At 72.2% G+C, this 14,201-nt stretch carries 12 protein-coding genes; all 12 read left to right on the plus strand.

The window, feature by feature from the left end; all coding sequences use genetic code 11:
* The first annotated feature begins 3 nt into the window (after positions 1-3).
* Positions 4-360 (plus strand): hypothetical protein, encoded by a 357-nt coding sequence (locus tag EFE23_RS10255; RefSeq protein ID WP_123240659.1) that lies wholly within the window; start codon positions 4-6, stop codon positions 358-360.
* Between the two features lie 18 nt (positions 361-378).
* Positions 379-4,629 carry a toxin glutamine deamidase domain-containing protein gene (locus EFE23_RS10260; protein ID WP_123240660.1) on the plus strand — a complete coding sequence of 1,417 codons (4,251 nt, stop codon included), beginning with the start codon at positions 379-381 and terminating at the stop codon, positions 4,627-4,629.
* Positions 4,629-5,072 (plus strand): hypothetical protein, encoded by a 444-nt coding sequence (locus EFE23_RS10265; RefSeq protein WP_123240683.1) that lies wholly within the window; start codon positions 4,629-4,631, stop codon positions 5,070-5,072. Before EFE23_RS10260 ends, EFE23_RS10265 begins: the two co-directional genes overlap by 1 nt.
* Positions 5,073-5,243: 171 nt before the next feature.
* On the plus strand, positions 5,244-5,420 hold the full coding sequence (locus EFE23_RS28460) for a hypothetical protein (protein ID WP_199737000.1): 177 nt from the start codon (positions 5,244-5,246) through the stop codon (positions 5,418-5,420).
* A 71-nt stretch (positions 5,421-5,491) separates the two neighbouring features.
* Positions 5,492-6,163, plus strand: coding sequence for a deoxyribonuclease V (nfi, locus tag EFE23_RS10270; protein WP_123240661.1), 672 nt, complete (start codon positions 5,492-5,494; stop codon positions 6,161-6,163).
* 164 nt (positions 6,164-6,327) lie between these two features.
* On the plus strand, positions 6,328-7,323 hold the full coding sequence (locus EFE23_RS10275) for a hypothetical protein (RefSeq protein WP_123240662.1): 996 nt from the start codon (positions 6,328-6,330) through the stop codon (positions 7,321-7,323).
* A gap of 198 nt (positions 7,324-7,521) precedes the next feature.
* On the plus strand, positions 7,522-7,734 hold the full coding sequence (locus tag EFE23_RS10280) for a Trm112 family protein (RefSeq protein WP_123240663.1): 213 nt from the start codon (positions 7,522-7,524) through the stop codon (positions 7,732-7,734).
* Positions 7,731-8,927 carry an SIS domain-containing protein gene (locus EFE23_RS10285; protein ID WP_123240664.1) on the plus strand — a complete coding sequence of 399 codons (1,197 nt, stop codon included), beginning with the start codon at positions 7,731-7,733 and terminating at the stop codon, positions 8,925-8,927. The genes EFE23_RS10280 and EFE23_RS10285 overlap by 4 nt, the downstream gene beginning before the upstream one ends.
* 37 nt (positions 8,928-8,964) lie before the next feature.
* On the plus strand, positions 8,965-9,993 hold the full coding sequence (locus tag EFE23_RS10290; protein WP_123240665.1) for a cation diffusion facilitator family transporter: 1,029 nt from the start codon (positions 8,965-8,967) through the stop codon (positions 9,991-9,993).
* A gap of 2 nt (positions 9,994-9,995) precedes the next feature.
* Positions 9,996-11,147 (plus strand): mannose-6-phosphate isomerase, class I, encoded by a 1,152-nt coding sequence (manA, locus tag EFE23_RS10295; RefSeq protein ID WP_123240666.1) that lies wholly within the window; start codon positions 9,996-9,998, stop codon positions 11,145-11,147.
* A gap of 295 nt (positions 11,148-11,442) precedes the next feature.
* Positions 11,443-12,969 (plus strand): adenosylhomocysteinase, encoded by a 1,527-nt coding sequence (gene ahcY / locus EFE23_RS10300; protein WP_123240667.1) that lies wholly within the window; start codon positions 11,443-11,445, stop codon positions 12,967-12,969.
* Between the two features lie 294 nt (positions 12,970-13,263).
* Entirely contained in the window at positions 13,264-14,196 is a 933-nt protein-coding gene (efeU, locus tag EFE23_RS10305) for an iron uptake transporter permease EfeU (protein WP_123240668.1), read from the plus strand.
* The last annotated feature ends 5 nt before the right edge of the window (positions 14,197-14,201 follow it).

A 14,201-nucleotide genomic window follows, 5' to 3' on the forward strand; every position in this document is an offset into this window, starting at 1 on the left:
GCAATGGCCGACGGGGAGATCTGGCTGGACCCTGACCGGGCCCGCCGGGGCGGGGCCGACCTGAGCCTGGCGGGGGATGCGGTCACGGCCGCCCGGCGGGAGGCCGGCGGGGCGATCGCCGAGGCGAGTGCCCGGCGACCCTGGGGCCGCGACGACATCGGCGCCGCCTTCGAGAAGCAGTACCGCGGCTACGAGGAGACGCTGCTGAAGGCCTGGGAGGTCCTGGGCCGGTCCCTGCACGGGCTGGGCGCCGACGTGGTCCGCTCGGTGACCGCCACCGTCGAGACCGACGCTGCCAATGCCCGGCAGCTCGGGGAGATCCCGCACCAGCATCACAACCCGCATCGGCACTGGCGCTGACCTTCGGAGGATCCGCCCGTGACTCTGCTGCCCAGCCCGATCCCGCATCCGCTCGACTACTGCCCCTGGGACGTCCCGGGCTGGATCTACGAGGCACTCGACTGGGTCATCGGAGTGGAGTGGCCGGAGGGTGACGAGCGGGCCGTCTGGGACCTCGCCGACCAGTGGTACGGCGTCGCCGACGTGCTCGGCATCCCGAGGAATGACGCGATCACGGCGGCCGGCGAGGTGCGGAGCGGCTACGGCGGCGTCGGGCTGGTCGCGAAGACCTTCGACATCGCCTGGCACAAGGTCGCCGAGGGCGACGACGCGCCGCTGCACGCCGTGCTCGCCTTCACCGGCGAACTGGGCAAGGTCGTCGAGTCCTGCGGGTGCGACATCGAGGGCGCCAAGCTGGAGGCCTGGATCGAACTGGGCATCCTGGTCATCGAGCTGCTCTCGCTGGCGGTGCTGACCGTGGCCACCGCCGGCGTCGCGTCGCCGGCCGTCGGCGCGGCCACCGCGGCCAGCCGGGTGGCGGTGCAGCAGATCTTCAAGCGCCTCGTGGCGCAGTTGGCCCGCAAGGCAGTCAAGGAGGGTCTGAAGGAAGCCGGCGAGCGGGCCGCGAAGGAGGCCGTCAAGAGCGGCGCACGCGGGTTGGCCAGACGCGCCCTCGCCGGTGGCCTCATCGAGGCCGGGCAGGAGGCCGGCACCAACCTGGCGACGCAGGCGTACCAGAACTCCACCGGCCGCCGCGACGGGCTCGACCTGACCGATGCGGGGATGTCCGCGCTCGGCGGCTTCGCCGGCGGCGCGGCGGCGCCCCTCGCCGGGCTGGGCGGACACGCACACGGGCGGTTCACGCAGCTCGGCGAGCACCTCGGCCGGGAGATGGCCGGCGAGACCCTGGCAGACACCGCCGCAGGCTTGGCCACCGGGCAGGGAGTGTCGCTCGAGGACCTGGCCCGGGCGGCGGCCTCCGGGGTCAGCGGGTCGGCCACCGGCCAGGCCGACGCGGCGATGCACCACCGGCTCGACGGGAAGCTGGCCGGCCTCACCCAGCCGATCGACCTCGCCCTGCCATCGGGGCAGGTCACCGATGCAACCGGTGTGATTCCCACGGAGCCGACCTCCCACTTGGCCGGGCCGGTCGTTCCGGCGCACGACGTTGGCCCTGCCACGGTCGACCATCTGCGGCAGGAGAGCGGGGTCGGCGAACTTGGGCGCTCGCCGGTCGACGTTGAAGGCACTGTCCCCGTCGCCTCGACCTCTGGGCATCCCGCCGGAGACCCCGACCTTTACCGGCCCCGCATCGAAGCGTTGGCCAGCCCCACGCTCTCCTCGGTCACCGTCGAGTCGTCGCTTGCCGTCACCCATTCTGTCGCCGTCGACCCCAGACCCGATCCGCTCCACAGCCCCGCAGCGGCGGACCTCGGGATGTCCAGCCAGCCGGCACCTCCCCGGCCGGGCATGACAGCACCGGTAGCCACGCCCGTTGCGCCTGAGTCCCACCCGCCGATGCTGGGACCCGTCCACACCGCCCCCACCAACGCGACGACGCCACAGGCAGAGCCGTCGACGGTGCCGTCGTCGCACCCACATGTCCGACCAGCCGTGGACCCGGCCACCCCGCCGTCGACCCCCGGCCAGGGTGACCGGCCCGCGCCGAGTCCTCGGTTCCCGCTGCTGGAGTCGCTGGCCCCGGCACCACGTCCGCCGGCCCAGGACGCGTCGCCGGCAGTGCCGATGCCCGTAGAACCATTGCCGCCCCGTCGAAGCACTCCTGAGGAGCGGGCGGCCCGGCTCGCGGCCGATCGGGAGGCTTTCGACCGGCGGCGGTACCAACGCTACGTCCGGGAGCAGCGCGAGTGGTACGAAGACAAACGACGCCGCACCACCGCAAAGGAGCTACGTGATGCCGCAGAACAGCAACACGAGGCTGCGCGGTGGCTTCTCAAACGGGCCCAGGAGCTGAGGGAAGCGGGGCAGATCCAGCTCGCCGAGGAGCACCATCGGGAGGGCCGGCTTAGAGATCAGCTCCACTATCAGTGGGTCGATCAAGCGGAAGCTGTGCTGGACGGCAGCCTTCTCCCTGAACGAGTGACCGTCGAAGACGACGGTGACTTCTACCGAATCAACAGCGAGGTCGCCGATCTCGCCAGCGGCGCGGTGGAGACCTCGGACCGCTCGGCACTGACCGGTGACGGCCACCCGCCGCCGATCGACCGCACCCGTCGCTACGGCGTACGTGGTGGCCTGCGCCCTCCGCTCGCGCTGCATCAGACCGACCTGGAGCGGCAGATGCCGCGTAACCCGGACGGCAGCGTCGTGCGTACCGCTGATCCCCGGTACGGCGGCTGGTTCCAGCTCGCGAACGACGGTGGTCCGCAGGCGGACGCGACCCGGAGCATCAACTGCCTCGACTGCACCCTGTCGTTCTACGAGACCTGGGTGCACGGCCGGCCCCGGGTCTCCGCGCCGCGTACCTTCGACGGCTATCTCCAGGGCAACGTCCGCTCGCCGGTCGACGGCGAGGTGGACGGGCCGAAGCGGGTCGAGGAGGTCACCGGCGGCTGGTTCCAGGACCTGTGCGCGGGACCCGCCCCGACGAGTGATCTCGAAGCGCGGCAGCGGGTCGAGCGCGGCTACCGCGACCTGCACTGGCAACTGCTCGGCGGCGGGCACGGCAGCTATGCCTTCCTCATCACCAGCTACGAAGGCGGCGGCTCGCACGCCTGGGTGGCGCTGAACCAGAACGGCACCGTGCTCTACCTGGATCCGCAGAACGGCTCTGTCTGGGATCGTCCGCTCTACACGCACAGCGGGGTGTCGCACCCCCACAACACGGTGGCGATCGACGCGTTGGTGCTCGGTCCGGACGGCCAGCCGATGCCGTTCGCCGGTCGACCACCCGGCACCTACAACGTGCTGCCCGAACTGCGGGAGCCACCCGAGCCGCCGCGGCCGCCCGATCCGCCAACATTCGACGACGAGGACGGTTCGCCGGACTTCAACCATGCGTACCTGCTCGGTGAGGACACCACGTTCCACCGGGTCACCGAACCGCCGGTGCCCGGAAGCGCGCCGCCGCCGGATCCAGCCGAAGCCGAGCGCAAAGCGCACCTTGCCGCACACGCCGACCGAATAGCGGCCGGACTCTACGTCCGGGATGCGCTGGCCGCCAGCGGGAGCATCGGGGAGGCCTTCGCCGCCGGGGTGACGCCGGTCGAGTTGGCGCAGCACATCAACCCACCGACGCTGCGGCGGCTGGTGCCGGGGCTGGACCAATCGGCGGCCGACGACGTGGCGCGGCTGCTCGGCGACCCCCGCGTCCAACAGATGCTCGACCAGACCTGGGAGGCGTCCCCGCGCGACGAACCGCTGCTGGCGGAGGCGTTGGTGCACCAGCTCAGCCAACGTCCGGACCTGGCGCGGATGATCCTCGCGACCCCGGAGCTGGCGAACTCGTTGACGGCCCGACCGATGACGTTGCATCACCTGGCGAGCCATCAGAAAGCGATCGATGTCCTCGGTGAGGTCCTGGACGAGATCGCCGAGCGGGGTATCGCCGCAGCCGCGACCGCACCGGTGCCTCCCATATTGCCAACCCCACTCAACGCCGCGCAGTTGGAGATCAGCTCCGGCCTAACCGTCGATCGTCCGGCTGCGATTCAACCGGGCTTCGATCTCGATCGACGCCGGGACGTTACGTATCAGCGCCAGTACCTCGACCAACTTTATGAAGCTGCGGTCCTTGCCCAGGCTGAGGTCGATGTTCTGGGACGCAGCCTGGCGGAGAAATCGCACGGTGCTGAGTACTCGCCACGGCCAGGTCCCAAGGACAGGAGACGAGCCGAAGACAAGGTGGTGAAGTATGGGGGCGACGCCTCTCGTCTTCTAGACCTAGCGGCCGGCCGCGTTTCCTATCGCCGGCTCGGCGAGCTTTACGCGGGTTTGTCGGCTTTGCAAGGTGACTTGCGGGTCACAGTTGTTCAGTTCGAGGATCGCTTCATCGATCCTCAGGACAGTGGTTATCGGGACATACAGATGATGGTGAGGACCTCGTCCGGACACGTCGCCGAATTTCGGCTGCAGCTCGCTGCCCTTGACGAGGTGGCGACCTGGGAGCACTCGCTGTTCGAGGTGAAGCGAGACCTGGAAGCGATTGCGCGAGAACAGAACCGTAGCCTGTCGGAGATGGAGTCGGCGATCCGCCAAGGCATCAGCCATCGTCAGCGGGAGTACTTCTGGGCCGCCCTTCAATCGACGCTGGATGGGAGATCTGAGTGATGGATCCGGTGCATGGAATTCAATTGCCTTCCTACTACGACTATTACGAAACGCCGGTGAAGTTCGTACCCACGCCCGATGGTGGCCTCACTGCCTGGCGGCTAGACCGAGACACCGGCGGCTGGCAGCCCGCCAACGACATAGTGGACGAAATCCTTTTCGCCATGGGCGGCGACATTTTCGTTCGCTCGCCGGAACGGTTCGTTCAACGGACCGAGGAGGAGCGCGGACGTTACGTCAAGGGAGAAGGGCCGATCTTCGCCCTCTACGAGACGGTCAGGGCGATTGAGGATGTCGCAATCGCAGAGCGGCGTCCGTACACGGTCGACGAGGCCGCGCTGATCGCCGGTATCCGGCGGCGGACGTTCGTGATGTTCGAGGAGCAGTTGCAGCAGGCCGGCGACCCCGGTGCCGACCCGACCATCGCCTCCGCGGCCTCCTGACGACGGATGGCCGAGCGACCGAAGTGCGTTACGGGGCCCGGCTCAGGGCCGGCGTCCAGGCACGACTGACCTGCGCACGCTGGATCCTCCGGCCCACGGCGGTGTTCCATCTGGTCCCCGAGCGCCGAGGGAGCAGGCGTGCGGGCGCGGATCGCTGGTTACGGTGGGCGGGTGACGAGTTCGACCGATCGGCAGCGGGCACTCTTCTGGGTGGCGGGGATCGTGCTCGGCCTGGTGATCGGGTGGCTGACCATCGGCGGGGCCGCCGGGATCGTGCTGGGCATCGGTCTCGGGGTGGCCTTCGGGATCGCGTTCAGCCAGGTCGGCGGGCGGTCCGGCCGGCGGTGACACCAGGACGGCCGGTACCCGCGGGGCGGGGAGGACCGGAGCAGCCGGCGGTCGGGCATCCGGCCGGGGGAGTGCGTTACGTGCCGCCGGCCGACGTGGCGGAGGCGCTGCGCGTACAGGAGGAGTTGCGGTCGCGGGTGGACCTGGTCGGGCCGGGCCCGACCGCGCCCGCGACGGTGGCCGGCCTGGACGTCGCGTACGCGGAGAGCGGTGACCGGCTGGCGGCGGCCGTGACGGTGCTCGACGCCGCCACCCTGGCCGTGGTGGACGAGGCGGTGAGCGTGGGCCGGCCGGCCTTCGGGTACGTGCCGGGGCTCTTCGCCTTCCGCGAGCTGCCCGCGTTGCTGGCCGCCCTGGACCGGTTGGCCGTCCGCCCCGACCTGCTGGTCTGCGACGGGCACGGGCTGGCGCACCCGCGCCGGTTCGGGTTGGCCTGCCACCTGGGTCTGGTCACCGGCCTGCCCACGATCGGGGTGGGTAAGACGCCGCTGGTCGGCGCGTGGACGGAGCCGGGGCCGCGGCGGGGCGACTGGAGCCCGCTGCGGGAGGGTGACGAGGTGGTCGGCCGGGTGCTGCGGACCCGGGACGGGGTCAGGCCGGTCTTCGTCAGCGTCGGTCATCGGATGAGCCTGGACAACGCGGCGGACCGGGTGCTGGCGTTGACCCCTCGGTACCGGCTGCCCGAGACGACCCGGACCGCCGACCGGCTGTGCCGCCGGGCCCTGGCCGGCGCCGCCGCCTGACCGCGCCCGCCGCGGCGCGTCCGCGGCACAGGTCGTGCACGGGTCGCCGGGGAGGGCGTCCGGCGTGTCGCGGCACACATGGTGAGCGCTCGATGCGCGGCTGCCACTCCGGCCCGGTAGTACCCTACCGGCGGGCCCGGCAGGGGCGGAATGGTGAGGTGGGGATGTCGGTGAGGCGGCACGCGGCGCGAATGGGCCTGGTCGGGGCGGTGCTCGGCGGCCTGCTGATCGTCGCGTCTTCCCCGGCGTCAGCGGACGGCGACCGGGTGGCGGTGCGGTCGGCGAGCAGCTTCACGGTCGGCGGGTCCCCGGGCGGCGTCGCGGTCGAGGTACGCAAGCGTACCGACGGCTGCGTCATGCTCCGCACCGCGCTGGCGCTGCGGCTGGACGGCGTCCGGCCCGAGCAGGTCCGGGTGCAGGTGAACAGCGACGGCCGCTGGTGGCCGGTGCCGGTCTCCGGGGGCTCCGGGGCGGTCGCCACGGCCCGTACCTCGCCGGCCGAGCCGACGCTCTGCAAGGGCAAGGGCAGGACCGTCCGTTACCGGGTCGCCTTCCTGGCCGGCGTGGCCGACGGTCGGTTGACCGTGATCGGCGAGGCGACCACCGCCGCCGGTCGGCTCATCGGCCGGGCCAGCACCGCGGCCCGGGTGGTGGGCGGGGCGAAGGCTCCCAGCCCGACGCCGAGCCGCAAGCCGTCCCCGACGCCGACGCCGAGCGCCGAAGTGACCGAGCCGAGCGCCGAGGACACCGGTTCGGCCGTGGCCGCCCTCGGCCCGACCGCCGGGGCACCCTCCGCCGCGGCCGACAGTTCCTCCGGAGGTTCTCCCATCATGTGGTTCGGCATCCTGCTGGTCCTCGTCGGCGCCGGCCTGATCGCGCTGCTGATCCGGCGCAACCGCGCGGAGAAGGCCGGCGAGGGGGACGCGTACCCGCAGGTCCCGTTGCCGCGCGCCACCGGCGGCACCACGTACCGTTCCGGCGGCCCGGTCGCCCCGGTGTACGGGCAGCAGCCACCCACCCCGACCGTCTACGGCGGGTCCGCGACCCCCCGGGCCACCGGCAACGTGTACGGCGCTCCCGCCGCCGGGGACCAGCCGGGTGGCGAGCCGCCGGCCGCCGGCCCGGACGCCACGACCGTGCTGCCCCGCCCGCCGCGCTGAGCCCGCGTCCGGCCGCGCGCCGGGCGTTACGGTGACGGTGTGTGGTGACGACCCGCGCCGGGTGGTCGCCGCGCCGGCCGGGAGGGTGCCGTTAGTGCTGAGACGTGGCGCGGTGCCGGCACCGGTTCGCCGATAAGATCGCCTGCGCCGGGTGGCACCGCCGACCGGTGAGACCGCATACGTGGAAGGAGCCGCGCCGTGGCCCTGGACCCGCAGTTGCTCGAGATCCTCGCCTGCCCGGACACACACCACGCCCCGCTCGACTACGACCCACAGGCGCAGACCCTGACCTGCACCGAGTGCGGTCGGATCTTCGAGGTTCGTGACGACGTGCCGGTGCTGCTGCTCGACGAGGCGCGCGGTGGTCCCGCGGCGGACGACGCCCGCGGCGGCGCCGCGACGCAGCCGTGATGGAGGGTACGGCCGGGGTCAGCGGGCACCGGCACCCCGACGAGTCGCTGCTGGACAACCCGGAGCTGCTGGCCGAGCAGGATCCGGGCGGCATGCTGCGCTTCACCGCCTCGGCCGGCGCGCAGGTGCGGGAGTCGGCGGCGCTGGCCGCCGAGGCGAACCTGAGCGTGCTGGCCGACGAGGGCCGGCCCCGCGCGGTCGTCATCGCCGGCATCGGCACCGCCGGCCGTACCGGCGACGTGCTGGCCACGGTGGCCGGGCCGCGCTGCCCGGTGCCGGTGATCCCGCACCGCAGCGCCGGTGTGCCGGGCTGGGTGGGCGCGGCGGACGTGGTCATCGCGGTCAGCGCCTCCGGCCGCAGCCCCGAGGCGCTGGGCGCCGCCGAGGCCGCGCACCGGCGGGGCGCCCGCCTGGTCGCGGTCGGCGCGCCGGACTCCCAGCTTCAGTCGGTGGCCGAGCGGGCCCGGGCGCCGTTCATCCCGGTGCCGCGCCGGGCGCCGGCCCGGGCCAGTCTGTGGGCGCTCACCGTGCCGGTGCTGCTGGCCGCCCGTACGCTCGGGCTGGTGAAGGTCAACGAGGCGGACCTGGCCGAGACGGCGGCCCGGCTGGACGCGGACGCCGACCGGTGCCGCCCGACCGCCGAGTCCTTCGTCAACCCGGCGAAGTCCCTCGCGCTCGGCCTGGCCGGGTCGATCCCGATCGTCTGGGGCTCGTCCCCGCTGGCCACGGTGGCCGCCCGCCGGTTCGGTGACACGCTCTCGGCCAACGCCCGCTACCCGGTGGTCACCGGTGCCCTGGGTGAGGCGGGCCGGGGCCGGGTCGGCCTGCTCGACGGCGTGTTCGGCGGCCTGGCCGAGGGGGAGCGGGACATCTTCGCCGATCCCGACGAGGGCGGCGGCGACAGCACCCGACTGCGGTTGGTGCTGCTGCGCGACGGCGGCCTGAACGCGGAGGACGACACCGACGAGCCGCTCGCGGTGGAGGAGCGCCGGGCCGACGCCGTGCAGACCCTCGCCGAGCGGCGCGGGGTGCGCTGCGACGTGGTGACCGCCGAGGGCGGTTCCGCGCTGGAGCGGCTCGCCTCGCTGGTGGCGGTCCCCGATTTCGCCTCGATCTACCTCGCCCTGGCACACGGGCTGGATCCGATGGCCGTTCCGGCCGTCTCGGAAATGAAGGAGCTGGCTAACCAGTGAGCACGCGCGGCGTCGGACGGGGAGCAGGGGTGGCGCGGTGAGTGCCAACGGTGGGACGAAGGCGATCATCGCCGCCCTGGCGGCCAACATCGGCATCGCCGTCACCAAGTTCATCGCGTTCCTGCTGACCGGCTCCTCGTCGATGCTGGCCGAGTCGATCCACTCGGTCGCCGACTCCGGCAACCAGGGCCTGCTGCTGCTCGGCGGCCGCCGGGCCAAGCGGGAGGCCACCCCGGAGCACCCCTTCGGGTACGGCCGGGAGCGCTACATCTACGCGTTCATCGTGGCGATCGTGCTGTTCAGCCTCGGTGGCCTGTTCGCGCTCTACGAGGCGTACCACAAGGCGCAGCACCCGGAGCCGATCAGCAGCTGGCAGTGGGTGCCGGTGACCGTGCTGGTGATCGCGATCGCCATGGAGGGCTTCTCCTTCCGCACCGCGATCAAGGAGTCCAACCTGATCCGGGGCAACCAGTCCTGGGTGCGGTTCATCCGGCGGGCCAAGGCGCCCGAGCTGCCGGTGGTGCTGCTGGAGGACTTCGGCGCGCTGATCGGTCTGGTCCTCGCGCTGTTCGGCGTGGGGATGACGCTGATCACCGGGAACGGCATGTGGGACGCCGCCGGCACCGCGATGATCGGTCTGCTGCTGGTGATCATCGCGCTGACCCTGGCGATCGAGACCAAGAGCCTGCTGCTCGGCGAGGGTGCGGACCCGAAGGAGCTGGCCGCGATCCAGCGGGCCGTCGCGGACGGCCCGGAGGTCGAGCGGATCATCCACATGAAGACGCTCTACCTGGGCCCGGAGGAGCTGATGGTGGCCGCGAAGGTGGCGGTCTCGCCGTGCGACAGCGCCGAGCAGTTGGCCCGGGGCATCAACGCCGTCGAGGCGCGGATCCGCAGCGCGGTGCCGATCGCCCGGGTCATCTACCTGGAGCCGGACATCTACAGCGCGGCGGCGGACCGGGCCGGCACGGGCCAGGCGTCGCACACCGCGGTCGCGCCGGCGGAGGCCACCGGCCCGCAGCCGGGGGCCGCGGCCGACGAGGTGACCGGCCGGCCCGGGAGCTGACCGTGGAGCTGCTGCAGGGACAGATCCGGGACTACGCCTGGGGCTCCCGCACCGCGATCGCCGAGTTGCAGGGGCGCCCGGTGCCGAGCGACGGTCCGGAGGCCGAGCTGTGGCTGGGCGCCCACCCGGGCGCGCCGGCGACGGTGGACCGGGACGGCAGCCCGGTGAGCCTCACCGACCTGCTGCTCGCCGAGCCGGCGCACTGGCTGGGCGAGCGGCTGGTCGGCCGGTTCGGCACCCGGTTGCCGTTCCTGCTCAAGCTGCTGGCCGCGGACGCCCCGCTGAGCCTGCAGGCACACCCGGACGCCGAACAGGCCCGGGCGGGGTACGCGGCCGACGCGGGCCGGGTCAACTACGTGGACCCGTACCACAAGCCGGAGCTGCTGGTCGCGTTGAGCGAGTTCGAGGCGCTCTGCGGGTTCCGCGACCCGGCGGAGTCGGCGGCGGCGATCGCGGCGTTCGGCGTACCGGCGCTGGAGCCGGTGGTGGCGGCGCTGCGCACCGGACCGGCGGGGCTGCGGGAGGCCGTACGCCTGCTGCTGAGCTGGCCCGAGGCGGAGCGCGCCGGGCTGGTGGCGGGGGTGCTGTCGGCGGAGGCCGCCGGGCCGGACGCGGTGCTGGCGCGGGCGCTGGCGGTCGACTATCCGGCCGACCCGGGGGTGCTGGTGGCGCTGCTGCTGCACCACGTGCGGCTGGCGCCGGGCGAGGCGATCTGGATGCCGGCCGGCAACATGCACGCCTATCTGCGCGGCACCGGTGTGGAGATCATGGCGGCCAGCGACAACGTGCTGCGCGGCGGTTTCACGCCGAAGCGGGTCGACGTGGACGAGTTGCTGCGGGTGCTGCGGTTCGAGGTGCTCGACGAGCCGGTGATGGCCCCGGTCCCGGTGGCGCCGGGCGTGGTGACCTGGCCGGTGCCGGTGGAGGACTTCGCGCTGCACCGGGTCGAGGTGGCGGCCGGCGGTGCGGCGGTGCGGCTGGCGCTGCCCGGCCCGCGGGTGGTGCTGTGCCGGGCCGGCAAGCTCACCGTGGACGACGGGGTGGGCACGGTCACCCTGGGGCCGGGCCAGGCGGCGGTGGGCACCGCGGCGGGCGGTCCGCTGGTGCTCGGCGGCGAGGGCGAGGCGTTCGTCGCCACCTGCGGCCTGCGCTGACGAGGCTCGACGCCACAATTCCGACTTTTCCGAAATAGCTTGACGTCGTCCGGACCCGGTGTGACTCTATGGGTACGCAGCGTTGTCGCGACGAAAGGTCCGGTGACGCGCGGGGAACCAAACCGGGGGGATGCACGGGGCGGCCGGGCCGTGGGCGGAAAGTCCGTTCACCACCGACCGCCCCGTGCGCTGTCCGCCGTCCGGGCCGCCCGCCGTCCACCGACCGGGCACGGTCCGAACCGGCCGCGAGCGTAAGGTGGAAGGCTGCGCACCACATCGTTCGACAGGAGCTTCCATGACCAGCACCCTCCCGGCGGCCCCCAGCGGCGCGTCGTCCGAGGCCCGGCCGAGCACCCTCGCCGAGGGCGACTACAAGGTGGCGGATCTGTCGCTCGCCGCGTTCGGGCGCAAGGAGATCCGGCTCGCCGAGCACGAGATGCCCGGCCTGATGGCGATCCGGCGTGAGTTCGCCGACGCCCAGCCGCTCGCCGGTGCCCGCATCACCGGCTCGCTGCACATGACCATCCAGACCGCCGTCCTGATCGAGACCCTGGTCGCGCTCGGCGCGCAGGTCCGCTGGGCGTCGTGCAACATCTTCTCCACCCAGGACCACGCGGCCGCCGCGATCGTGGTCGGCCCCGAGGGCACTCCCGAGGCCCCGGCGGGTGTGCCGGTCTACGCCTGGAAGGGCGAGAGCCTGGAGGAGTACTGGTGGTGCACCGAAAAGGCTCTGACGTGGCCCGACGGCTCAGCTGGCGATGCCGGCGGAGCCGGCGGTGGCCCGAACATGATCCTCGACGACGGCGGCGACGCCACCCTGCTCGTCCACAAGGGCGTCGAGTTCGAGAAGGCCGGGGTCGTCCCGCCGGTCGAGTCCGCCGACTCCGAGGAGTACGCGGTCATCCTCAAGCTCCTGCACCGCTCGCTCGCCGAGGACGGCCAGCGCTGGACCCGGATCGCCGCCGGCATCAAGGGCGTGACCGAGGAGACCACCACCGGCGTGCACCGGCTCTACGAGATGCACCGCGCCGGCACCCTGCTCTTCCCGGCGATCAACGTCAACGACTCGGTGACCAAGAGCAAGTTCGACAACAAGTACGGCTGCCGCCACTCGCTCATCGACGGCATCAATCGGGCCACCGACGTGCTGATCGGCGGCAAGATGGCGGTCGTGCTCGGCTACGGCGACGTGGGCAAGGGCTGCGCCGAGTCGCTGCGCGGCCAGGGTGCCCGGGTCGTGGTGACCGAGGTCGACCCGATCTGCGCGCTCCAGGCGGCGATGGACGGCTACCAGGTCGCCACCCTGGACGACGTGGTCGAGCAGGCCGACATCTTCATCACCGCCACCGGCTGCTTCAACGTCATCACCAACGAGCACATGGCCCGGATGAAGCACCAGGCCATCGTCGGCAACATCGGCCACTTCGACAACGAGATCGACATGGCCGGCCTGGCGAAGCGCTCCGACGTGACCCGGGAGAACATCAAGCCGCAGGTCGACGTGTGGCGGTTCACCGACGGCCACGCCATCATCGTGCTCTCCGAGGGCCGCCTGCTGAACCTGGGCAACGCCACCGGCCACCCGAGCTTCGTGATGTCGAACTCGTTCGCCAACCAGACCATCGCCCAGATCGAGCTCTACACCAAGACGGACGAGTACCCGGTCGGTGTGTACGTGCTCCCCAAGCACCTGGACGAGAAGGTCGCCCGGCTGCACCTGGACGCCCTCGGGGCCAAGCTGACGACCCTGAGCAAGGAGCAGGCCGCGTACCTCGGTGTGTCCCAGGAGGGCCCGTTCAAGCCCGAGCACTACCGGTACTGACCCATCCTCGGAAGGGACCGGGGTCGGCCGCCGCGCGGCCGTCCCGGTCCCTTTCGCGTACGCGGACAGCCGCCGGCCCCGGCGCTGCGCGCCGGCTCCCGGTGGGCAGGTCGGGCCGGACGGCCCTGGTGACCCTCGCCACCACGGCGGAAAGCTGGGGTGACCAGCGGGTGTCTGATCGCCGCCGGCCCGGGTGACGTTGTCGTGAACGACTTGACGCCGACCCCGGGACAGGAGGAAGGTATGGCTGCCCTAAGTTAACTGAGGCGTGCCTAACCGACGACGGAGTACCTGATGTTCGCCACGTACCTGATCGGCCTGCGGGAAGGCCTGGAAGCGACCCTGGTGGTCAGCATCCTGGTCGCGTTCCTGGTCAAGTCCGACCGGCGCAACCGGCTGCCGCACGTGTGGCTCGGCGTCGCCGCCGCCGTGCTCCTGTCGGTGTTCTTCGGCTGGCTGATCGAGTACACGTCGACCTCGCTGCTGCAGACCTCGGAGTCGCGCGAGCTCTTCGACGCGATCACCTCCGTGGCCGCCGTGGTCTTCGTCACCTGGATGATCTTCTGGATGCGCAAGGCCGCCCGGAGCATCGCCCGGGAACTGCGGGGCAAGCTCTCCGACGCGCTGGCCGTCGGCGCGTTCGCGGTGACCGGCATGGCCTTCCTCGCGGTCATCCGGGAGGGCCTGGAGACCGCGCTGATCTTCTACTCCGCCGCCCAGAGCACCGCCGGCGGCGCCGGGCGCAACGCCATGCTCGCCCTGATCGGCGGCATCCTCACCGCCGTGGTGCTCGGCTTCCTGCTCTACCGCAGCGCCCTGAAGCTCAACCTGAGCACGTTCTTCACCTGGACCGGCGCGCTGCTGATCCTGGTCGCCGCCGGCATCTTCAAGTACGGCGTGCACGACTTCCAGGAGGCCGGGGTGCTGCCCGGCCTGAACAACCACGCCTTCGACATCTCCTCGGTGCTCGACCCGAGCACCTGGTACGCGGCGCTGCTCAGCGGCATGTTCAACATCACCGCCACGCCGAGCGTGCTGGAGATGGTCGCCTGGGTGGCGTACGCGGTGCCGGTGCTGGTGCTCTTCCTGCGCAAGCCGGCCGCCCCCGCCAAGCCGGCCCCGGCGCCGACCACCGACGCGGCACCGGCCGCCACCCCGGCCGAGCCGGCGAAGCCCGCCGAGCCGGCCGCGACCGAGACCACCGCCGGCACGCCGCAGCGCGCCTGACCGCC

The sequence above is a fragment of the Micromonospora solifontis genome (assembly GCF_003725545.1).
Classification (GTDB): Bacteria; Actinomycetota; Actinomycetes; order Mycobacteriales; family Micromonosporaceae; genus Micromonospora; species Micromonospora solifontis.

Coding starts and splice junctions, on each gene's coding strand:
- efeU (WP_123240668.1), top strand. CDS start 13,264: ATGTTCGCCACGTACCTGATCGGCCTGCGGGAAGGCCTGGAAGCGACC.
- EFE23_RS10265 (WP_123240683.1), top strand. CDS start 4,629: ATGGATCCGGTGCATGGAATTCAATTGCCTTCCTACTACGACTATTAC.
- EFE23_RS10275 (WP_123240662.1), top strand. CDS start 6,328: ATGTCGGTGAGGCGGCACGCGGCGCGAATGGGCCTGGTCGGGGCGGTG.
- EFE23_RS10255 (WP_123240659.1), top strand. CDS start 4: ATGGCCGACGGGGAGATCTGGCTGGACCCTGACCGGGCCCGCCGGGGC.
- ahcY (WP_123240667.1), top strand. CDS start 11,443: ATGACCAGCACCCTCCCGGCGGCCCCCAGCGGCGCGTCGTCCGAGGCC.